Origin of the sequence: Limnohabitans rimovensis (SeqCode) (genome assembly GCF_965234775.1) — a bacterium.
Lineage (GTDB): Bacteria > Pseudomonadota > Gammaproteobacteria > Burkholderiales > Burkholderiaceae_C > Limnohabitans > Limnohabitans rimovensis.
This window is the reverse complement of the sequence record NZ_OZ248562.1, coordinates 546,809-566,864: the sequence shown is the minus strand read 5'-3', so window position 1 is coordinate 566,864 and position 20,056 is coordinate 546,809. Positions and strand designations below refer to the sequence as shown.

The window sequence follows — 20,056 nt, the reverse complement described above, 5'->3', positions numbered from 1 at the left end:
CTGGTCAGTGAACCGGGCCTTTCAGCGCGGCAGGCATGGGCAAGCTCACCACCGCAATGCCCTCTTCATGCAAAGCCTGTGACTCTGTCGCCGTGACTTGACCGCGGATATTGCGCTCGGGTTTTTCGCCGTAATGAATTTTGCGCGCCTCTTCGGCAAAACCAGAGCCCACATCCTCGGTGTTTTGCAACACATGCTGAACCACCTTCATCCAGGCCTGATTCATTTGGGCCATGGTGGTTGACGTCTGCTCGTGAGCTGGCTCAACACGCTCGACAGCGGTGCTCTCAGACGACATCGGCGCAGATTCGCGCAAAGAAGTGTTCAGGTTCAGGCGCGGGGCACTGAGCAACTTGGCCACTTGGCGGTCACCACACAAAGGGCACTCCACCAAACCCGATGAAAGTTGGCCTTGAAAATCATTTTCAGAGCCAAACCAACCTTCAAAGGCATGGCCGTGCTGGCACTGGAGATCAAGGACTTTCATGTGACCAATTATCCGGCAAGAAGCGTCTGGTCACCGCCCATCGGTTTCGGCCGCTTGCCAGTCCAAGGGCCATTGCCCTGACAGGTGGTTTTGCAGCCACAAGGCGCCCGTGAGGGTTTTGGCATCGGTGATCAAACCGCTCTGGCAGGCCGCAAAAAACGCATCCACGCCCATGGTCAATATATCCAGGTGCTCCCCCTCGTCGAGCCTTCTGGGGCCAGGGCTCAGACCACGGGCAAACCAAATGTCAATGAACTCGGTGGAATAGCTGATCACTGGGTGCATCACACCCGCATGGGCCCAATGGGTGGCGCTGTAGCCGGTTTCTTCGCGCAACTCGCGGCGGGCGCAATGCAGCGGGATTTCGCCCACATCCAACTTGCCTGCCGGAAACTCCAGCATCACTTGTTGCATGGGATAGCGGAATTGCCGCTCCATCAACAACTGGCCATCGTCCAGCAAGGGGATGATCATCACCGCGCCCGGGTGGGTCACATATTCACGCGTGGCGGTTGCGCCCGTCGGCAGGCGAACGGTGTCTCTGAACGCATGCAGAAAATGCCCTTTGAACAGCTCTTGGCTGTCGATGCGCTGCTCGATCAGGTGTTCGTCCGCCATGGCTCAGCCAAGTGGTTTCAAACGGCCGCCCAATGCGGTCTTAACTGCCCAAGGTGCGCACGATGGCTTGAGCGCACAAGGTCATCAAGCCACCAGGCATCAAGCCGAGCAACAAGACCAAGGCCCCGTTGATGGACAAAACCAAGCGTACATCCAAGGGAGCGGAGACCGTGGTAACAGTCAGAGGCGGGTCAAAGTACATCACTTTGACCACCCGCAGGTAATAAAACGCACCAATGAGGGACATCATCACCGCGAACACCGCCAGCCACAATGCCCACTGGGTTCCGGTTGATACCAAGGCTTGCAGCACCGACAACTTGGCGTAAAAGCCCACCATCGGAGGCACACCGGCCAGAGAAAACAAACCCATGGCCATCACTGCGGCGTACAAGGGGCTGCGTTGGTTCAAGCCAGATAAATCGGAAATTTCATCGCTCTCAAAGCCGTCCCGCGCCAACAGCAAGATGACACCAAAGGTGGCCAAGGTGGTGAGCACATAGGTCACCACGTAAAACATGGACGAGCTGTACGCATTGGCCGCGCTGCTGGTGCCCCCATTGACCACGCCGCTGAGCAAACCCAGCAACATGAAGCCCATCTGTGAAATGGTGGAAAAGGCCAACATGCGCTTGAGGTTGGTTTGGGCAATGGCGGCCAAATTGCCCACCAGCAAAGAGGCCACCGCCAAAATGGCCAGCATTTGCTGCCAATCAATGGCCAAGGGCAGCAAGCCTTCAACCAATAAACGCATGGTGATGGCAAAGGCCGCCAATTTGGGTGCACCAGCAATCATCAAGGTCACCGAAGTGGGTGCACCTTGATACACATCGGGCACCCACATGTGAAACGGCACCACGCCGAGCTTGAAGGCCAGGCCACACACCACAAAAACCAAACCCAAGACCATCACTTGGTGTTTGATCTGGCCCGAGGCGACCGCCTTGAACACGGCGCCCAATTCCAAACTGCCGGTCGCGCCATACAACATGGACAAACCATAAAGTAAGAAACCACTGGCCAAAGCCCCCAGGACAAAATACTTCATCGCCGCTTCCGTGGCGTTGCCGTGGTCTCGGCGCAAAGCCACCAAGGCATAGCTGCAAAGGGTCAGCAACTCCAGCCCCAAATAAAGCACCAGGAAATGGTTGCCTGAAATCATGACAAACATGCCCAGCAGCGAGAACAAGCCCAAGGTGAAGAATTCGCCCCCCCCGAGCATGCCCCGATCGGCCGCATACGGCCGACCATAGACCAAGGTCACAGCCACCGACAGGGCGGCAAAGCATTTCAACCAATTGCCCATGCTGTCACTGACCACCATGTTGCCAAACGCATACAAGGTTTTGCCATCCATGGCCTGTGAAGCGGCCAAACCCGCCACCACCAACAAAGTGCCCAAGGACAAAACATAGGTCAAATTGCGGCGCGGGCTGCGCACGCCCAAATCCACCATGGCGATGAAACATGCCATGACCAACAACACAATTTCAGGCCAAACGCTGGACCAAGCCATGTTTTCAATCATTTCGCTGATTCCATTGTTTGATCATGGCAACTTGGTCTGGGCCACATGTTTCAAAAGGCTGATCACCGAGGCGTCCATCACATCGGTGAAAGGCTTGGGGTACAAGCCCATGCCCAACACGGCCAAGGCCAATATCGCCAGCACCAAGTACTCACGGGCATTGATGTCTTGAAGGTCGCGCACATCATCGTTGACCACGGGGCCCAAATACACCCGCTTGACCATCCACAAGGTGTAGGCTGCGCCAAAAATCAACGCGGTGGCAGCGGCCAAACCGATCCAGAAGTTGAATTTGATGGCAGCCAAAATCACCATCCACTCACCCACAAAACCTGCGGTGCCTGGCAAGCCGCAGTTGGCCATGGCGAATAAAAGCGCAAAGGCCGCAAAACGCGGCATGGTATTGACCACGCCGCCATAACTGGCAATCAGCCGCGAATGCATGCGGTCGTACAACACCCCGATGCACAAGAACATGGCGGCCGAGACAAAACCATGCGCAATCATCTGCACCAAGGCGCCACTCACGCCCATGGGGGTGAAGATGAAAAACCCCAGGGTGACAAAACCCATGTGGGCCACCGATGAATAGGCCACGAGTTTTTTCATGTCCTCTTGCACCAAGGCCACCAAGCCGACATAAATCACGGCCACCAAGGACAAACCAATGATCAACCAGGCCCATTCGCGCGAAGCATCTGGCACGATGGGCAAGGAAAAGCGCAAAAATCCATAAGCACCCAGTTTGAGCATGATGGCCGCCAAAACGGCAGAGCCACCGGTGGGCGCTTCGACGTGCACATCGGGCAACCAGGTGTGCACCGGCCACATCGGTACTTTGACGGCAAAAGCAGCAAAGAACGCAAAGAACAACAGGGTTTGGGCTTGGCTGCCCAAGGGCAGTTGGTACCAAACCGCCAGATCAAAGCTGCCACCCGATTGTGTGTAGAGGTAAATCAAGGCCACCAGCATCAGCAAAGAGCCGAGCAAGGTGTAGAGGAAAAACTTAAAAGCAGCGTAGATTTTGTTCGGGCCACCCCAAATACCGATGATGAGGTACATCGGAATCAAAGTAGCTTCAAAGAACACATAGAACAGCATGGCATCTTGGGCGGTGAAAACCCCCACCATCAAGCCACTGAGGATCAGAAAAGCCCCCATGTACTGGTTGACCCGCTCGGTGATGACTTCCCATCCCGCCAGCACCACCACGGGGGTGACGAAAGCGGTGAGCAACACCAACCACAAGGAGATGCCATCCACACCCAGGTGGTAATGCACCTGGAAGCGTTCGATCCACAAGGCCTTTTCCACCCATTGCATCTGAGCGCTGTCGATTTGAAAGCCGCCATACAGCGGCAAGGTGATCAAAAAACTGATCAGTGCACCGAGCAATGCCAACCAGCGCACCGCCTTGGCATGCTCATCCCGCCCCAAGGCGAGCAACAGGCCACCAACAACAATCGGCGTCCAAATGGACAGGCTCAACAAACCCATGTGTTATCTCTTTTCGTGGTCATCGGGCTGTGGCTCATGGTTGCAACCACACAAACCATGTCATCAACAAGAACACCCCCATGATCATGGCCAGTGCATAGTGGTAGAGGTAACCCGTTTGGCCTTGGCGCACCCAAGCAGACACGCGGCTGACCCAACGCCAGGAACCATTGACCAAGGCCCCGTCAATCAAGGCCTGATCGCCCCAACGCCAAAAGCCCGCGCCGATCAAACGCGCACCCCGTGCCAACACCTGTTCATTGAAGGCGTCCAGATAGTATTTGTGGTCCAACAAGGTGTGCAGCGGTTGCAGCACTTTTTGAATCGCTGCGGGCCAGCTGGTTTTGACCATGTACAGCACATAGGCCGTGGCCACGCCAGCCACCGCCAGCCAAAACGGCGCCGTGACCAAGGCATGGCTGACCATGGCCAAGGGACCATGAAACGCCTGGGCCAAGCCGTGCATCGCGTGGTGCTTGTCACCATTGACGGTGATGGCATCGGCAAAGAAGTCACCAAACAACAACGGATCGATGGTGAAGAACCCAATCACGACCGAAGGGATGGCCAGCAAAACCAACGGCAGGGTGACCACCCAAGCGGACTCATGGGGCGAAGCTGAAGCACCATGCCCATGGTGGTCATCGTGGTGATGGGCATCCGGGTTGAGGTGGTAACGCTCAGGGCCATGGAACACCAAAAAATACATGCGGAAGGAATAAAAGGCCGTCACGAACACACCCGCAAGCACCGCAAAATAGGCAAATCCAGCCCCAGGCAAATGGCTCTCGGCGACCGCTTCAATGATGCTGTCTTTGGAGTAAAACCCAGAAAACAACGGGGTACCGATCAAGGCCAAAGAGCCCAGCAATGAGGTGATCCAGGTGATGGGCATGTATTTGCGCACCCCGCCCATCCAGCGGATGTCTTGGTTGTGGTGCAAGCCCATGATCACCGAGCCGGCGGCCAAAAACAACAGGGCTTTGAAAAAAGCGTGTGTCATGAGGTGGAACACCGCCACAGAGTATGCCGATGCGCCCAAGGCCACCGTCATATAACCCAGTTGCGACAAGGTGGAATACGCCACCACGCGCTTGATATCGTTTTGGATGATGCCCAAAAAGCCCATGAACAAAGCGGTGATCGCCCCAATGACCAGCACCACGCTCAGAGCGGTGTCGGACAACTCAAAGAACGGCGACATCCGGGCCACCATGAAGATGCCGGCAGTGACCATGGTTGCTGCGTGGATCAAAGCGGAGATCGGCGTGGGGCCTTCCATGGAGTCTGGCAACCAGACATGCAAAGGAAATTGGGCCGATTTGCCCATGGCACCGACAAACAAGCCAATGCAGATCACGGTCACCAACAACCAGGATGTGCCGGGAAAGGTGAGCGTGGCCAGTTCGGGGGCTTTGGCAAAGGCCTCGGCATAGTTGAGGGTGCCCGTATACGCTGCCAACAAACCAATGCCCAAAATGAACCCAAAGTCACCCACCCGGTTGACCAAAAAGGCTTTCATGTTGGCAAACACAGCCGATGGTTTATTGAACCAAAATCCAATCAGCAGGTAAGAGACCAAACCCACGGCCTCCCAACCAAAAAACAATTGCAGCATGTTGTTGCTCATCACCAGCATCAACATCGAGAAGGTGAACAAGGAGATGTAGGCAAAAAAGCGGTTGTAGCCTTCGTCTTCGTGCATGTAGCCAATGGTGTAGATGTGAACCATCAAGGACACAAAGGTCACCACACACATCATCATGGCGGTCAGGCCGTCGACCAAAAAACCAACCTCCATTTTGAAGCCATCCACCACCATCCAGGTGTAGATGGTTTCATTGAAGCGAGCCCCTTCCACGGCCACGCTGTACAGGGTCATGGCGGAGATGACCAAGGAGATGAACACCCCCAAAATGGTCACGCTGTGGCTGACGCCGCGACCGATGCGCCGCCCACCCAGGGCGGTTCCCAAAATACCGGCCAGGACCGAGCCCAGCAGCGGGGCCAAAGGGACCATCAAAAGTTGGGTGGCGTTCAAGGTGCTGTTCATGTTGTTGGTTGGCCCGTGCTGTCAGCCCTTGAGGTTGTCGAGTTCTTCCACATGGATGCTGGTTTTATTGCGGAACAACAAGACCAAAATGGCCAGGCCTATGGCAGATTCTGCGGCGGCCACGGTGAGGATGAAAAAGACAAACACCTGGCCATGCAAATCACCCAAGAAGTAGGAAAAGGCCACGAAGTTGAGGTTGACGGCCAAGAGCATCAACTCAATGGCCATCAGCAACACGATGAGGTTTTTGCGGTTCAGAAAAATACCCGTGACCGACAAGGCAAACAAGATGGCCCCGACGGTCAACATGTGACCCAGCGTCAAACTCATGGTTGCTCCTGGGTTTTGGGGGGTGCAGGACGCACCGGTTCGATCTTGAGCAGTTCCATGCGGTCTGCGGCTTTGACGCGAACTTGCTCACTGGGGTCTTGGTATTTGCTGTCTTTGCGCGTGCGCAAGGTCAAAGCAATGGCTGCAATGATGGCCACCAACAAAATCACAGCAGCCACTTCCAAGGGGTACAGGTATTGGGTGTAAATCAAAATGCCCAGCTCTTTGGTGTTGGAAGCTTGGGCCAAGGGGTCGGGTGAACTGTTGGCAAATTCGGCAATGGGCTGCGTGGCGCGGAACCCACCCATCAGCACAGCAGCCAATTCCAAGGCGATCAATGCGCCCATGGTCGCGGCCACCGGGAAGTGGCGCCAAAACCCTTTTCGCAAACTCTCAATGTTGACATCGAGCATCATCACCACGAACAAGAACAACACCATCACCGCGCCCACATACACCAACACCAAGGTGATGGACAAGAACTCTGCTTTGAGCAGCATCCAAAGACCAGATGCTTGGAAGAACGCCAACACCAAATACAAGGCCGCATGCACGGTGTTGCTGGCCGTGATGACCCGAAAGGCCGCAAACAGCATGACCACGGAGAACAGGTAAAACAAAGCGGAAGTGGTGTCCATGGCATTCAACGGTATTTGGCGTCGGCCGCTTTGTGCGCAGCAATTTCGCGTTCGTATCGGTCACCCACAGCCAGCAGCATGTCCTTGGTGAAGTACAAATCGCCACGTTTTTCGCCGTGGTACTCAAAAATGTGGGTCTCCACAATGGAGTCAACCGGGCAACTTTCTTCACAAAAGCCGCAAAAAATGCATTTGGTCAGGTCGATGTCATAGCGGGTGGTGCGGCGTGAACCGTCATCGCGGACATCTGATTCGATGGTGATGGCCATCGCCGGGCATACCGCCTCACACAATTTGCAAGCGATGCACCGCTCTTCGCCGTTGTCGTAACGACGCAGCGCATGCAAGCCACGAAAACGAGGGCTGGCGGGTGTTTTTTCCTCGGGAAATTGCACCGTGATCTTGCGGGCAAACATGTATTTGCCGGTCAGGGCCATGCCCTTGAACAACTCCAGCAGCATGAAGCTTCTGATGAAGTCGCGCCAAGAAAAAGGGGAACGGGTTGCCAAGCTGGTCATTGTGGGTTTCTCCGCATCATGGCCACAGGGTCCAAGGGCTTTGCATCCACAAGCCCACCACCACCAACCACACCAAAGTGGCGGGGATGAAAACCTTCCAACCCAAACGCATGATTTGGTCGTAACGAAAACGAGGGAACGTGGCGCGCACCCAAATGAACATGGTCACGACCACGAACACCTTGAGGCCCAACCAAATCCAACCCGGGATGGCATTGAACAAGGGGCTGTCAATGGGCGGCAACCAACCACCCAAAAACATGACCACCGTGAGCATGGACACCAAGATCATGTTGGCGTATTCGGCCAAAAAGAACATGGCGAAAGACATGCCGGAGTACTCGATCATGTGGCCGGCAACGATTTCGGACTCGCCCTCGACCACGTCAAAGGGATGGCGATTGGTCTCGGCCAAACCGGCGATGAAGTAAATGATAAAAATCGGAAAAAGGGGCAGCCAATTCCATGACAAGAAGTTCAATCCGCTTTCAGCGAACTGCCCCTTGGCCTGACCCATGACGATGTCGCTCATGTTGAGGCTGGATGACACCATCAGCACCACCACCAGACAAAAACCCATGGCAATTTCATAGCTCACCATTTGGGCCGATGCCCGCATGGCGCCCAGAAACGCATATTTGGAGTTGGAGCCCCAGCCGGCGATGATCACCCCATACACCTCCAGGGAAGTGATGGCCATCAAGAACAACAGGCCGGCATTGACATTGGCCAAAGCCACTTCAGGACCGAAAGGCACCACGGCCCAAGCGGCCAAGGCCGGCATGATGGTCATGATGGGGCCCAGCAAAAACAAAGGCTTGTTGGCCGCCGTGGGCAAGATGATTTCTTTGGTCAAGAGCTTGAGGGCGTCGGCAATGGGCTGCAACAAACCCAGTGGTCCCGTGCGGTTGGGGCCCAAACGAATTTGGGTGAAGCCAATGGCCTTGCGCTCCCACAGGGTGAGGTAGGCCACGCAGCCCATCAAGGGCAAAACCACCGCGACGATTTTGATCAGGGTCCACAACACCGGCCACATCACCGAGGCCCAAGCTGGGAAAGCGAACAAGCCTTGACCGGCGAAGAAAATCGTGTCAACCATGGCTCACCTCAGGGCGGGCATCTGCCGTGCGCTGCAAAGGCGGCGAGCGGCGCACCAAACCATCGAGTTGGTAAATCGAAGCTGTGACGGGCATCTGCCCATTGGGTGTGATGTCCATCGCGGCTTGGGTTTGGTTCGACAAGCGCAAGGCGATGTCAGCTGACCAAGCCTGATGCCGCACTTCGTCCAAGGTTTCAACTTCAAAGCCAGGCAGACCGAGCATGTGGCCCAGAACCCGCAAAACCTTCCAGCCTGGACGTGCTTCGCCCAAAGGCTTGACCACGGCGTGGAAACTTTGTGCAACACCCTCGGTGTTGAAAAATGTCCCAGCGGTTTCGGTGAAGGGCGCAATGGGCAAGAGCACATCGCTGATGTCCATGTTGGCCTTGAAAGGCGACAACGTGACCACCATGGGCACTTGGGCCAAATGGGACACATCCGACAAGGAACTGTCAAAGGCGGGCTCGGTGTTGAGCAGCAGCAAAGCCTGGAGTTGGCCTTGGAGCATTTGTGCGGCGTTCAAGCCCGTGCGTTGAGGCCGCGCATTCACCACCTGCGCACCGACGGTGTTGGCGGCTTCACCCAAATAGCCTACTGTGGCTTGGCTGTTCACGCCAATCCAGTTGGCCAAGGCGAGCAAGGCAGAGGCCTTGGGGTGGTGTGCAGCCGCATTGCCCAACAAGATGGCTTTGCGCTCACCACCCATGAGGGCTTTGGCGATGGCCACCGCATGTGCAGATGTTTGGGCCACCGCCACCGGGGCGGCAATGCCTTGCAGTTGGGCCAGGGCTGCGGCCACTTCGGCCAGGGCTTGGGGCCACAGGGCGGGCTCGGTGATCCACGATTGCTGAACCGGCATCGCCCAGTCCCGCAGGCGCTCGTTGATTTGCATCACCTGACCACCACGCCGTGCGGCCTGGCGAATGCGCTGGGCCAACAAAGGCTGGTCTTTGCGCACATGCGTCCCCACCAACAGCACACGCTGAAGCGCTGACAAAGAGGCCACCGAGGTGCCCAGCCAATGCACCTTGCCGTCGTGTTGGAAGTCCAATGCGCGCAAGCGGGTATCGATGTTGTCACTGCCCATGCCACGCACCAACTGAGCGGCCAAATGCAGCTCTTCGGCGGTGCTGTGCGGGCTGGCCAACACGCCCCATTGTTGGGGGCCGTGATCGGCATTGATTTGGCGCAAACCATTGGCGACGTATTCAAGGGCCGTGGCCCAATCCACCGTCAGCCATTCGCCGTTTTGCTTGAGCATGGGCTGGGTGAGTCGGTCCGGGCTGTTGAGCGCCTCGTAGGAGAAGCGGTCGCGATCGGCGATCCAGCACTCATTGATGGACTCGTTTTCAAACGGCACCACACGCATCACCTGGTTGTTTTTCACTTGCACCACCAAGTTGGCGCCCGTGGCATCGTGCGGACTGACCGAGCGGCGACGGCTGAGCTCCCAGGTGCGGGCGTTGTAGCGAAAGGGCTTGCTGGTCAGGGCACCCACCGGGCAGATGTCGATCATGTTGCCCGACAACTCCGAATCCACGGTGGCACCGACAAAGGTTTCAATCTCTGAGTGTTCGCCGCGATGGGACATGCCCAACTCCATGACACCGGCCACTTCTTGACCAAAGCGCACGCAGCGGGTGCAGTGGATGCAACGGCTCATCTCTTCCATGCTGATCAGCGGGCCAATGTTCTTGTGGAACACAACGCGTTTCTCTTCTTCGTAACGGGAGGCGCTGCCTCCATAACCCACGGCCAAGTCTTGCAATTGGCATTCGCCGCCCTGGTCGCAAATCGGGCAGTCCAAGGGGTGGTTGATGAGCAAAAACTCCATCACCGACTTTTGCGCCTTGACTGCTTTGTCCGACTGGGTGCGAACCACCATGCCTTGGGTCACCGGGGTGGCACAAGCAGGCATGGGTTTGGGGGCCTTTTCCACTTCCACCAAACACATGCGGCAATTGGCAGCGATGCTGAGCTTCTTGTGATAACAAAAATGGGGGATGAAAGTACCGGCTTTTTCAGCGGCATGCATCACCGTGCAGCCTTCAGCCACTTCCACTTTTTTGCCATCGAGTTCGATTTCAACCATGGTGTGTGCTCAAGCCTTAAACAGGCACCGAGACCATGCAGGTCTTGTGCGTGATGTGGTGTTCAAATTCTGCTCGAAAGTGTTTCAACATGCCGCGCACGGGCATGGCAGCCGCATCGCCCAGCGCACAAATGGTGCGACCCATGATGCTTTCGGCCACGTTGTCGAGCAAGTCCATGTCGCTGGGGCGGCCTTGTCCGTTTTCGATCCGATCCACCATGCGCCACAACCAACCCGTGCCTTCGCGGCAAGGGGTGCATTGGCCACACGACTCGTGCATGTAGAAATAGCTCAAGCGTTGCAGGCTTTTGACCATGCAACGCCGCTCGTCCATCACGATGACCGCGCCAGAGCCGAGCATGGAGCCCGCTTTTGCAATGGCGTCATAGTCCATGGTGATGTCCATCATGATGGAGGCGGGCAAAACAGGGGCAGAAGAACCGCCGGGAATGACCGCTTTCAAGGCGCGCCCTGAGCGCATGCCACCGGCCAATTCGAGCAAAGTGGCAAACGGGGTGCCCAATGGAATTTCATAATTGCCGGGTCGCTCCACATCCCCGGAAATGGAGAAGATTTTGGTGCCCCCGTTGTTGGGTTTGCCACAGGCCAAATAGGCAGCGCCGCCGTTGTTGATGATCCACGGCACGGCCGAGAAAGTTTCGGTGTTGTTGATGGTGGTGGGCTTGCCGTACAAACCAAAACTGGCAGGGAACGGCGGCTTGAACCGCGGCTGACCTTTCTTGCCTTCCAATGACTCCAGCAAGGCTGTTTCTTCACCGCAGATATATGCGCCAAAACCGTGGGTGGCGTGGAGCTGAAAAGAAAAGGCCGAGCCCATGATCTTCTCGCCCAAATAACCAGCCGCCCGCGCCTCCTCCAAGGCTTCTTCAAAACGCTCGTAGGTTTTGAAAATTTCACCGTGGATGTAGTTGTAGCCCACGCCAATGCCCATGGCATATGCCGCAATGGCCATCCCCTCGATCACGATGTGCGGGTTGAATTGCAAGATGTCGCGGTCTTTGAAGGTACCGGGCTCGCCTTCGTCAGAATTGCACACCAGGTATTTGGCGCCTGGAAATTGGCGCGGCATGAAGCTCCACTTCAGGCCGGTGGGAAAACCGGCACCGCCACGCCCGCGCAAGCCAGACTCTTTGACGATGGCGATCACTTGATCTTGCGTCAGGCCTTCAGAGCCATCTTGGCCCAATATTTTGCGCAACGCTTGATAGCCGCCACGCGACTCATAGTCCTTCAGGTGCCAATTGCTGCCGTTCAAACCGGCCAAAATTTGTGGCTGAATGTGCCGGCCGTGGAAGCTGGACTCCAGCCCCTGGGCTTGAAATTGGGAAATCAATTGCTGTGCATTCATGGCATGGCCTTGTCAGTCGCAGCCAAACGCAAGCCGTCGATCAGCTGATCGAGTTTTTCATGGCTCATGAAGCTGCACATGCTGCGGTCGTTGACCAACACCACGGGCGCATCGGCACAAGCGCCCATGCACTCACCGGGCTGCACGGTGAACACGCCATCGGCCGTGGTGCCGCCAGGCTCGACGCCCAAACGCGCACACACATGGGCCAAGGCCTTGGCACCATCGCGCAACTGGCAGGGCAAGTTGGTGCAGACATTGATCTTGAAATGCCCCACAGGCTTGAGGTTGTACATGTTGTAAAAACTGCTGACCTCACGCACAGCCATCACCGGCATGCCCAAATAGTGGGCCACGGCCAATTCACCCTCTGGGCTGACCCAACCGGTATCTTGCTGCAGGATGGACAAGCAGGCCATGACAGCCGACTGGCTTTGGTCAGCTGGGTACTTGGCCACCTCTTTGGCAAAACGCTGAGTTGTGGACTCAGACAAGGCCATTGGCGCGAGAACGGGTGCGCTGGTGCTCATCGGTCAATTTCCCCAAACACAATGTCCATGGTGCCGATGACGGCCACGGTATCGGCGATCATGTGACCGCGTGACATTTCATCCATCGCCGCCAAGTGGGCAAACCCAGGGGCTCTGATTTTCAAACGGTAGGGCTTGTTGGCACCGTCACTGACCAAGTAAATACCGAATTCACCTTTGGGGTGCTCAACCGCCGCGTAAGCCTCGCCCTCAGGGACATGGAAGCCCTCGGTGAAGAGCTTGAAATGGTGGATCAACTCCTCCATGTTGGCCTTCATCGCCTCGCGTGCTGGCGGCGCCACCTTGTGGTTGTCGGTGATCACCGGGCCCGGGTTGCGCCGCAACCAATCAACGCACTGAGAAATGATGCGATTGGACTGGCGCATTTCAGCCACCCGCACCAAATACCGGTCGTAACAGTCACCGGTTTTGCCCACCGGAATGTCAAAGTCCATGCGGTCATAGACATCGTAGGGTTGGTGCTTGCGCAAATCCCAAGCCACGCCCGAACCCCGCAACATGGCACCGGTAAACCCTAAATTTTTCGCCCGCTCAGGGGTGACGACGCCAATGCCCACCGTGCGTTGCTTCCAGATGCGGTTGTCGGTCAACAATGTTTCGTACTCGTCGACAAAGGCCGGGAAGCGGCGGGTGAAATCGTCGATGAAGTCGAGCAAACTGCCCTGTCGGTTTTCATTCAAGCGGGCAATGGCACGCTCGTTTTTCACCTTGCTCAGCTTGTACTGCGGCATGGTGTCTGGCAAATCACGGTAAACACCACCTGGGCGGAAATAGGCGGCATGCATGCGCGCGCCAGAGACCGCTTCGTACATGTCAAACAAATCTTCGCGCTCGCGGAAGCAGTAAATCAGGATGTTCATCGCACCGCAATCAAAGCCATGGCAGCCCAGCCACAGCAAGTGGTTGAGCAAGCGCGTGATTTCGGCAAACATCACCCGGATGTGCTGGGCCCGCTCGGGCACTTCCAAGCCCATCATCTTTTCAATCGCCAAGCAGTACGCGTGCTCGTTGCACATCATGGAGACGTAATCAAGGCGATCCATGTAGGGCAGAGACTGGATGTAGGTTTTGCTCTCGGCCAATTTTTCTGTGGCACGGTGCAACAAGCCAATGTGCGGGTCCGCGCGCTGAACCACCTCGCCATCGAGCTCCAGCACCAAGCGCAGCACACCGTGGGCCGCGGGGTGCTGCGGGCCGAGATTCAATGTGTAATTTTTGATGTCAGCCATGGCTCAATGCGTTCCGCCGTATTGCTCTTCTCGGATGATGCGTGGCGTGATTTCCCGCGGCTCAATGCTCACCGGCTGGTAAATCACCCGTTTTTGCTCGGCGTCATAACGCATTTCCACATGGCCCGAGGTCGGGAAATCTTTGCGGAATGGGTGGCCAATGAAGCCATAGTCGGTGAGCAAGCGGCGCAGATCTTCGTGGCCGTCAAAGACAATGCCAAACAGATCAAAGGCCTCGCGCTCGAACCAATTGGCCGAACTCCAAATGGGGTTGATTGAATCCACCCGGGGCATGTGATCGTCCACCGCGTAGACACGCAAGCGCAAGCGCCAGTTGTGCGTCAAGGACAACAAATGGCAAACCACTGCGAAACGGGGGCCATCGGTGTGGCAACTGTGGGCACCGTCTTTGTAGGCCGAGTAATCCAGGCCACACAGGTCGATGAGTTGCTCAAAAGCCAGGCTGGGGTCATCGCGCAATCGCTGCGCGACTGAAGAATAAGCAGATGAAGCCACCGTCAAGGTCAACTCACCCAAGCGCTGATCGAGCTGAACCACATCTGAACCCAGCACCGCATGCAAAGCACTTTGAAGCGTATCGAGGCGATCACTCATGGGGGCGTCTCAGCGGGCAATGGTGTTTTCGCGCCGGATTTTGCTTTGCAGTTGCAAAATACCGTACAAAAGCGCTTCAGCCGTGGGCGGGCATCCGGGCACATACACATCCACCGGAACAATGCGGTCACAGCCACGCACCACGGAATAGCTGTAGTGGTAATAACCACCCCCATTGGCACAAGAACCCATCGACAAAACCCAGCGCGGCTCGCTCATTTGGTCATAGACTTTGCGCAAAGCTGGGGCCATCTTGTTGCACAGGGTTCCGGCCACAATCATCAGGTCAGATTGGCGTGGGCTGGGCCGAAACAACATGCCAAAGCGGTCAATGTCGTAGCGGGCAGCACCCGCGTGCATCATCTCAACCGCACAGCATGCCAAGCCAAACGTCATGGGCCACAAGGACCCCGTCTTGGCCCAATTCACCACCGAGTCGTATGAAGTGGTGATGAACCCCTCTTTGAAGACGCCTTCAAGTGACATGGTTTACTCCCAATCCAGCGCCCCTTTTTTCCACTCGTAGGCGAAACCAACCACCAAAATGGCCAGGAAAATCATCATGGCCCAAAAGCCAACGGGGCCAATTTCCTTCAGAGCCACAGCCCAAGGAAATAAAAATGCAATTTCAAGGTCGAACAAAATGAACAAAATGGCCACCAAGTAGTAGCGCACATCGAATTTCATTCGCGCATCTTCGAACGCTTCAAAACCGCATTCATAAGGAGAATTTTTAGCTTCGTTGGGTCGCTGTGGGCCCAAAAAATAACCGATGGCTTGGGGTGCGACACCAATGGCCAAACCCACCAAAATAAACAACAAGACGGGGAGATAGGCTTCTAGATTCATCGCAGGCTCGTCCCTGAGGACATGGTGTGAAAGCGTACTGTGAACCCCAGCGCTGACAAGAATATGACATCCTGGACCGGGTGGGAGGGCGATGAGCTTGGGAGTCTGGTCATGGGCTGTGATCAACCAGGACAAATGTGAAACATTTGCCGCAGACAGTGTCTGCCAGGTCGTTGAAACAGGCGGCATCTTATCACGCACCCAAACACGAATGCGCCTTGATCGGAGCAAAAGGTTGGGTCATCGCGCAAATGGCGCCCAGACCCGCGGGCGCGCCAAAAGCGCTGGGCGTTAAGCCTTCGCCAAATGCGGCAAGTCGGTCACTGTTGGCGACACAACGGGGGACAGCGCGCCTTTGACCATTGCGCCAGGCTGAATGAACAGATCCCCATAGCCCAAATCTGCTTCCACCTGTGCATCGGCACCCAGTCGCAATACACCCGCAGACCTGACGGTGCCTCGAACACGCCCCAGGATGGTCACATCGTCGCCCACCAACTGGCCTTGCAGAGAACCCTTGGCTTTGACCAGAACTGAGCCCTTTTTTTCCCCGTTGACCGACACCAAACGACCGGTGATGTGCCCACTCAACTCGACCGATTCTGCGCTGATCACATCACCCATGATGTACGCTCCAGCGCCAATTTGGGTGCGTGCCAGGGCTGACGCTTCGCTGCCGCTGGCAAAGACTTGTTCAAAACGTCGATTCCAATCCATTGCACACCTCTCCATCAAAAATTTTCACAGACGGGCTTGGTGTATTTTGTACTAAAAAATAACTATTTGAAGATAATTTAAAAAATAAAAAGAAATAACAATTGAGGTCTGCCCATGCATGTGGTTCGTCATGCAGATAAGAAAAAACCGAGTCTTGCAAACGCAAGCTCGGTTTTGAGTTTGGTGCCGTCGGCGAGACTCGAACTCGCACAGCTTTCGCCACTACCCCCTCAAGATAGCGTGTCTACCAATTTCACCACGACGGCATCAATATCGAAAGGCACCTCAGGGGCATGCCAATCCAAGCAGTTTAACTGCATTGGGGTGTTAAAAATTCATTGCAATGGGTTTAAATCATTTGGGTATCTGGCCAGCACCATTGGGTGTGCCGGACGAGGCCGGGGCAGGCACCGCATTGGCAGGCGCATTGGTGCTGGCAGGATCGTTTTGACCTGGGATTTGCACGGCGGGGCCAGTGGGCAAATTCAAAGGGGCTGTTTCCAAAACGCTGCTGCCTTCAGTGGTCGGTTTAAGGTTTCCAAAGTAAGCCAGGGCCAAAGTGCAAACGAAAAACACGGCTGCCAACACCGAAGTGCTGCGCGATAAAAAATTGGCACTGCCACTGGCTCCAAACAAACTGCCAGAGCTGCCGCCGCCAAAAGCGGCCCCCATGTCAGCGCCTTTGCCGTGTTGAATCAAAATCAATCCAATCATGACCAATGCGGCCAAGATTTGAACCACCAATAAAACATTGAGAAGCAAGGTCATGGTTATCTCGTTTAATCAGCGCTTCAGAGCGCTTGGGCTGCGGCCACAATGGCCAAAAAATCAAGGGGTTTGAGGGACGCGCCGCCCACCAAGCCGCCATCAATATCGGGTTGTGCCAACAAACTGGCCGCATTGCTGGCGTTCATGCTGCCGCCGTACAGCAAGTGAATGCTTTGGGCATTGGCCGTGGCCGCACTCAGTTGGGCCCGCAATAAGGCATGCACGGCTTGGGCCTGCTCCGGCGATGCCGTGCGACCCGTCCCAATGGCCCAAACGGGTTCGTAGGCCACCACCATTTCGCTAGCGCAATGGCCCACTTGCTGGATCACCGCCGCCAATTGACGCTTGACCACATCCTCGGTTTGACCGGCTTCTCGCTCTTGCAGCGTCTCGCCGACACAAACAATGGGGGTGATGCCCTTGGCCAACGCCCTTTGCGCTTTGGCTGCGACCACTGAAGAGTTTTCACCATGGTACTGGCGTCGCTCAGAGTGGCCGACCAACACATAACGGGCCTTGAAGTCATGGAGCATGGCCGCAGACACCTCGCCGGTGTATGCACCTGACTCATGGGCAGACACATCTTGCGCACCCCACACCAGATCCGAGCCCTGGCAAATCAGCTGAGCCTGGGCCAAATAGGGGGCTGGCACGCAAACGGCGATGTCCACGCGATCACGGGTTGGCGATGGGCGCAAGAGAGCGCCTAGCAAATCGGCGTTGGTCGCCGATAGCCCGTTCATCTTCCAATTGCCAACGACCAAAAATCGCTTCATGACCTTGAACTCGCCCTTGCGTTCCTTAGGGATCAGTTTTCGTTTTTGGGTTCGTGGTGCCGATGGCCACCATCGTGTGGGGCATCATGGCCTTGGGCAGGCGCATGGTCAGCAGGGTGCTCGGGCCGATCCAACAAAGCTTTCATGGACAACTTGACGCGTCCTTTTTCATCGGTTTCGAGCACTTTCACGCGCACCACTTGGCCTTCGGCCAACACATCCGTGACCTTGGCAATGCGCTCATGGCTGATCTGGCTGATGTGCAACAAGCCATCTTTGCCCGGCAACAAATTGACCAAGGCACCAAAGTCGAGGATCTTGGTGATGGGGCCTTCATAGACCTTGCCAATTTCCACTTCAGCCGTGATCTCGGCAATGCGGCGCTTGGCCTCTTCGGCTTTGGCGCCGTCGGTGGCGGCAATGGTGATCGTGCCATCTTCGTCAATGTTGATCTGGGTACCGGTTTCTTCGGTCAAGGCGCGAATCACCGCCCCACCCTTGCCAATCACATCGCGGATTTTTTCCGGGTTGATCTTCATGGTGAAGAGTTTGGGCGCGAAGTTGCTCACCTCGGTGCGCGCCTCGCCCATGGCTTCTTGCATCTTGCCCAGAATATGGATGCGGGCTTCTTTGGCTTGGGCCAAAGCCACCTGCATGATTTCCTGGGTAATGCCCTGGATTTTGATGTCCATTTGCAAGGCAGTGATGCCTTGGGTGCTGCCGGCGACCTTGAAGTCCATGTCGCCCAAGTGGTCCTCGTCACCCAAAATGTCGGTCAAGACGGCAAAGCGATTGCCTTCCTTGATCAAGCCCATGGCGATGCCTGCCACGTGGGCCTTGAGGGGAACCCCAGCGTCCATCAAGGACAGGCAACCACCACACACCGAGGCCATCGATGAAGAGCCATTCGATTCGGTGATTTCAGACACCACGCGCATGGTGTAGGGGAATTCTTCTTTGGTGGGCAACACGGCTGCCAAAGCACGCTTGGCCAATCGGCCATGACCGATTTCACGGCGTTTGGTGCTGCCCATGCGGCCCACTTCGCCCGTGGCAAAGGGAGGCATGTTGTAGTGCAACATGAAACGGTCTTCAAACTCACCGGCCAAAGCGTCAATGCGCTGGGCATCGCGCTCAGTCCCCAACGTGGAGATCACCAAAGCTTGGGTTTCACCACGGGTGAACAAGGACGAGCCATGGGTGCGGGGCAACACCGAGTTGCGGATTTCAATCGGGCGCACCGTGCGCGTGTCGCGACCGTCGATGCGCGGCTCGCCGGCCAAGATTTGGCCGCGAACAATGCGTGACTCGATTTCGAACAACAAGTTGTCCACCTTGACGGGATCAAATGCCACGCCACTGGCGGTCAATCCGTCTTTGGCGGCTTGGTAAGCCTCGCGGCAAGCCTGGGTGCGGGCTTGCTTGTTGCGGATTTGATAGGCAGCCATCAGCTTGTCTTGTGCGTGGGTCGCCAATTGGGCTTCGAAGTCGCTGTCACGGGCAGGTGCAGACCAGTCCCATGCGGGCTTGCCAGCATCGCGAACCAATTCGTGGATGGCATTGATGGCGATCTTGCCTTGGTCGTGGCCAAAAACCACTGCACCGAGCATGATCTCTTCGGACAACTGCTGGGCTTCGGACTCGACCATCAACACGGCGGTCTCGGTGCCAGCCACCACCAAATCCATCAGGCTGTCTTTGCGCTGGGTTTGACCTGGGTTCAACACATATTCGCCATTGATGTAACCCACACGGGCAGCACCAATGGGGCCATTGAAAGGCAAACCCGAAATGGCCAATGCAGCCGAGGTGCCAATCATGGCGGCGATATCGGCATCAACCTCGGGGTTGAGAGACACGGTGTGGATCACCACATGCACTTCGTTGTAGAAACCCTCGGGGAACAAAGGGCGAATCGGGCGATCGATCAAACGGGAGGTCAGGGTTTCCAGTTCGCTGGGCTTGGCTTCGCGCTTGAAAAAGCTGCCGGGGATCTTGCCGGCTGCATAGGCCTTCTCGATGTAATCCACGGTCAAGGGGAAAAAATCTTGGCCCGGCTTGGATGACTTGGAACCGACCACGGTGGCCAGCACCACGGTGTCGTCGATGTTGACCAGCACAGCGCCGGTGGCTTGGCGGGCAATTTCGCCGGTTTCCAAGGTGACCGTGTGTTGGCCCCACTGGAAGGTTTTGGTGACTTTATTAAAAATAGACATGTGTCTCTCCTGAGGTTGATGGGAGGTATGGGCCACCTCCACAAAGCCCGGAAAAATCGTCACAGAACACGATGCCATTCCATGAAACACCCCCCACGGGGGTCAT

The 20,056-nt window shown here is 56.2% G+C and carries 20 protein-coding genes and 1 tRNA gene; all 21 read right to left on the bottom strand.

Annotated features, from left to right (window positions below; translation table 11 throughout):
• Nucleotides 1-4: 4 nt before the first annotated feature.
• Complete coding sequence (locus tag AC8GFZ_RS02730) at nt 5-487, bottom strand: DUF1178 family protein (protein WP_506642100.1); 483 nt, start codon at nt 485-487, stop codon at nt 5-7.
• A gap of 30 nt (nt 488-517) precedes the next feature.
• Complete coding sequence (locus tag AC8GFZ_RS02725; RefSeq protein ID WP_506642098.1) at nt 518-1,105, bottom strand: NUDIX domain-containing protein; 588 nt, start codon at nt 1,103-1,105, stop codon at nt 518-520.
• Between the two features lie 40 nt (nt 1,106-1,145).
• The gene (gene nuoN / locus AC8GFZ_RS02720; protein WP_506642096.1) at nt 1,146-2,633 is read right to left on the bottom strand and encodes an NADH-quinone oxidoreductase subunit NuoN; all 1,488 of its coding nucleotides are present in this window, start codon (nt 2,631-2,633) and stop codon (nt 1,146-1,148) included.
• A 21-nt stretch (nt 2,634-2,654) separates the two neighbouring features.
• Nucleotides 2,655-4,130, bottom strand: a complete 1,476-nt coding sequence (locus AC8GFZ_RS02715) for an NADH-quinone oxidoreductase subunit M (protein WP_506642094.1) — start codon at nt 4,128-4,130, stop codon at nt 2,655-2,657.
• A gap of 34 nt (nt 4,131-4,164) precedes the next feature.
• The gene (gene nuoL / locus AC8GFZ_RS02710; RefSeq protein WP_506642092.1) at nt 4,165-6,183 is read right to left on the bottom strand and encodes an NADH-quinone oxidoreductase subunit L; all 2,019 of its coding nucleotides are present in this window, start codon (nt 6,181-6,183) and stop codon (nt 4,165-4,167) included.
• A 21-nt stretch (nt 6,184-6,204) separates the two neighbouring features.
• Entirely contained in the window at nt 6,205-6,513 is a 309-nt protein-coding gene (nuoK, locus tag AC8GFZ_RS02705) for an NADH-quinone oxidoreductase subunit NuoK (RefSeq protein ID WP_506642090.1), read from the bottom strand.
• Entirely contained in the window at nt 6,510-7,151 is a 642-nt protein-coding gene (locus tag AC8GFZ_RS02700; RefSeq protein ID WP_506642088.1) for an NADH-quinone oxidoreductase subunit J, read from the bottom strand. The genes nuoK and AC8GFZ_RS02700 overlap by 4 nt, the downstream gene beginning before the upstream one ends.
• Before the next feature lie 5 nt (nt 7,152-7,156).
• Nucleotides 7,157-7,669: an NADH-quinone oxidoreductase subunit NuoI gene (gene nuoI, locus AC8GFZ_RS02695; protein WP_506642086.1), complete on the bottom strand. Its 513-nt coding sequence runs from the start codon at nt 7,667-7,669 to the stop codon at nt 7,157-7,159.
• 16 nt (nt 7,670-7,685) lie between these two features.
• A complete protein-coding gene (gene nuoH / locus AC8GFZ_RS02690; protein WP_506642084.1) occupies nt 7,686-8,768 on the bottom strand; it encodes an NADH-quinone oxidoreductase subunit NuoH in 1,083 nt (360 codons plus the stop codon).
• Nucleotides 8,761-10,860: an NADH-quinone oxidoreductase subunit NuoG gene (gene nuoG, locus AC8GFZ_RS02685; RefSeq protein ID WP_506642082.1), complete on the bottom strand. Its 2,100-nt coding sequence runs from the start codon at nt 10,858-10,860 to the stop codon at nt 8,761-8,763. The genes nuoH and nuoG overlap by 8 nt, the downstream gene beginning before the upstream one ends.
• Before the next feature lie 16 nt (nt 10,861-10,876).
• The gene (gene nuoF / locus AC8GFZ_RS02680; protein ID WP_506642080.1) at nt 10,877-12,229 is read right to left on the bottom strand and encodes an NADH-quinone oxidoreductase subunit NuoF; all 1,353 of its coding nucleotides are present in this window, start codon (nt 12,227-12,229) and stop codon (nt 10,877-10,879) included.
• Nucleotides 12,226-12,759, bottom strand: a complete 534-nt coding sequence (nuoE, locus tag AC8GFZ_RS02675) for an NADH-quinone oxidoreductase subunit NuoE (RefSeq protein ID WP_506642078.1) — start codon at nt 12,757-12,759, stop codon at nt 12,226-12,228. The genes nuoF and nuoE overlap by 4 nt, the downstream gene beginning before the upstream one ends.
• Nucleotides 12,756-14,009: an NADH-quinone oxidoreductase subunit D gene (locus AC8GFZ_RS02670; RefSeq protein WP_506642076.1), complete on the bottom strand. Its 1,254-nt coding sequence runs from the start codon at nt 14,007-14,009 to the stop codon at nt 12,756-12,758. Before AC8GFZ_RS02670 ends, nuoE begins: the two co-directional genes overlap by 4 nt.
• 3 nt (nt 14,010-14,012) lie before the next feature.
• The gene (locus tag AC8GFZ_RS02665) at nt 14,013-14,624 is read right to left on the bottom strand and encodes an NADH-quinone oxidoreductase subunit C (RefSeq protein ID WP_506642074.1); all 612 of its coding nucleotides are present in this window, start codon (nt 14,622-14,624) and stop codon (nt 14,013-14,015) included.
• Between the two features lie 9 nt (nt 14,625-14,633).
• A complete protein-coding gene (locus tag AC8GFZ_RS02660; RefSeq protein WP_506642072.1) occupies nt 14,634-15,110 on the bottom strand; it encodes a NuoB/complex I 20 kDa subunit family protein in 477 nt (158 codons plus the stop codon).
• A 3-nt stretch (nt 15,111-15,113) separates the two neighbouring features.
• The gene (locus AC8GFZ_RS02655) at nt 15,114-15,473 is read right to left on the bottom strand and encodes an NADH-quinone oxidoreductase subunit A (protein WP_506644200.1); all 360 of its coding nucleotides are present in this window, start codon (nt 15,471-15,473) and stop codon (nt 15,114-15,116) included.
• 291 nt (nt 15,474-15,764) lie between these two features.
• Entirely contained in the window at nt 15,765-16,190 is a 426-nt protein-coding gene (locus AC8GFZ_RS02650) for a bactofilin family protein (RefSeq protein ID WP_506642070.1), read from the bottom strand.
• A gap of 181 nt (nt 16,191-16,371) precedes the next feature.
• Nucleotides 16,372-16,456, bottom strand: a tRNA-Leu gene (locus tag AC8GFZ_RS02645).
• A gap of 88 nt (nt 16,457-16,544) precedes the next feature.
• Nucleotides 16,545-16,958, bottom strand: coding sequence for a preprotein translocase subunit SecG (gene secG, locus AC8GFZ_RS02640; RefSeq protein ID WP_506642068.1), 414 nt, complete (start codon nt 16,956-16,958; stop codon nt 16,545-16,547).
• Between the two features lie 23 nt (nt 16,959-16,981).
• A complete protein-coding gene (gene tpiA, locus AC8GFZ_RS02635) occupies nt 16,982-17,734 on the bottom strand; it encodes a triose-phosphate isomerase (protein WP_506642066.1) in 753 nt (250 codons plus the stop codon).
• Between the two features lie 32 nt (nt 17,735-17,766).
• Nucleotides 17,767-19,950, bottom strand: coding sequence for a polyribonucleotide nucleotidyltransferase (pnp, locus tag AC8GFZ_RS02630; protein WP_506642064.1), 2,184 nt, complete (start codon nt 19,948-19,950; stop codon nt 17,767-17,769).
• Nucleotides 19,951-20,056 lie beyond the last annotated feature (106 nt).

Excerpts from the sequence above, each read along its gene's own strand:
- AC8GFZ_RS02725 (WP_506642098.1), bottom strand. The coding sequence starts at position 1,105 with ATGGCGGACGAACACCTGATCGAGCAGCGCATCGACAGCCAAGAGCTG.
- AC8GFZ_RS02665 (WP_506642074.1), bottom strand. The coding sequence starts at position 14,624 with ATGAGTGATCGCCTCGATACGCTTCAAAGTGCTTTGCATGCGGTGCTG.
- nuoI (WP_506642086.1), bottom strand. The coding sequence starts at position 7,669 with ATGACCAGCTTGGCAACCCGTTCCCCTTTTTCTTGGCGCGACTTCATC.
- AC8GFZ_RS02700 (WP_506642088.1), bottom strand. The coding sequence starts at position 7,151 with ATGGACACCACTTCCGCTTTGTTTTACCTGTTCTCCGTGGTCATGCTG.
- AC8GFZ_RS02730 (WP_506642100.1), bottom strand. The coding sequence starts at position 487 with ATGAAAGTCCTTGATCTCCAGTGCCAGCACGGCCATGCCTTTGAAGGT.
- secG (WP_506642068.1), bottom strand. The coding sequence starts at position 16,958 with ATGACCTTGCTTCTCAATGTTTTATTGGTGGTTCAAATCTTGGCCGCA.
- nuoK (WP_506642090.1), bottom strand. The coding sequence starts at position 6,513 with ATGAGTTTGACGCTGGGTCACATGTTGACCGTCGGGGCCATCTTGTTT.
- nuoF (WP_506642080.1), bottom strand. The coding sequence starts at position 12,229 with ATGAATGCACAGCAATTGATTTCCCAATTTCAAGCCCAGGGGCTGGAG.
- nuoN (WP_506642096.1), bottom strand. The coding sequence starts at position 2,633 with ATGATTGAAAACATGGCTTGGTCCAGCGTTTGGCCTGAAATTGTGTTG.
- pnp (WP_506642064.1), bottom strand. The coding sequence starts at position 19,950 with ATGTCTATTTTTAATAAAGTCACCAAAACCTTCCAGTGGGGCCAACAC.
- tpiA (WP_506642066.1), bottom strand. The coding sequence starts at position 17,734 with ATGAAGCGATTTTTGGTCGTTGGCAATTGGAAGATGAACGGGCTATCG.
- nuoE (WP_506642078.1), bottom strand. The coding sequence starts at position 12,759 with ATGAGCACCAGCGCACCCGTTCTCGCGCCAATGGCCTTGTCTGAGTCC.
- AC8GFZ_RS02655 (WP_506644200.1), bottom strand. The coding sequence starts at position 15,473 with ATGAATCTAGAAGCCTATCTCCCCGTCTTGTTGTTTATTTTGGTGGGT.
- nuoH (WP_506642084.1), bottom strand. The coding sequence starts at position 8,768 with ATGGTTGACACGATTTTCTTCGCCGGTCAAGGCTTGTTCGCTTTCCCA.
- nuoG (WP_506642082.1), bottom strand. The coding sequence starts at position 10,860 with ATGGTTGAAATCGAACTCGATGGCAAAAAAGTGGAAGTGGCTGAAGGC.
- AC8GFZ_RS02715 (WP_506642094.1), bottom strand. The coding sequence starts at position 4,130 with ATGGGTTTGTTGAGCCTGTCCATTTGGACGCCGATTGTTGTTGGTGGC.
- AC8GFZ_RS02650 (WP_506642070.1), bottom strand. The coding sequence starts at position 16,190 with ATGGATTGGAATCGACGTTTTGAACAAGTCTTTGCCAGCGGCAGCGAA.
- AC8GFZ_RS02670 (WP_506642076.1), bottom strand. The coding sequence starts at position 14,009 with ATGGCTGACATCAAAAATTACACATTGAATCTCGGCCCGCAGCACCCC.
- nuoL (WP_506642092.1), bottom strand. The coding sequence starts at position 6,183 with ATGAACAGCACCTTGAACGCCACCCAACTTTTGATGGTCCCTTTGGCC.
- AC8GFZ_RS02660 (WP_506642072.1), bottom strand. The coding sequence starts at position 15,110 with ATGTCACTTGAAGGCGTCTTCAAAGAGGGGTTCATCACCACTTCATAC.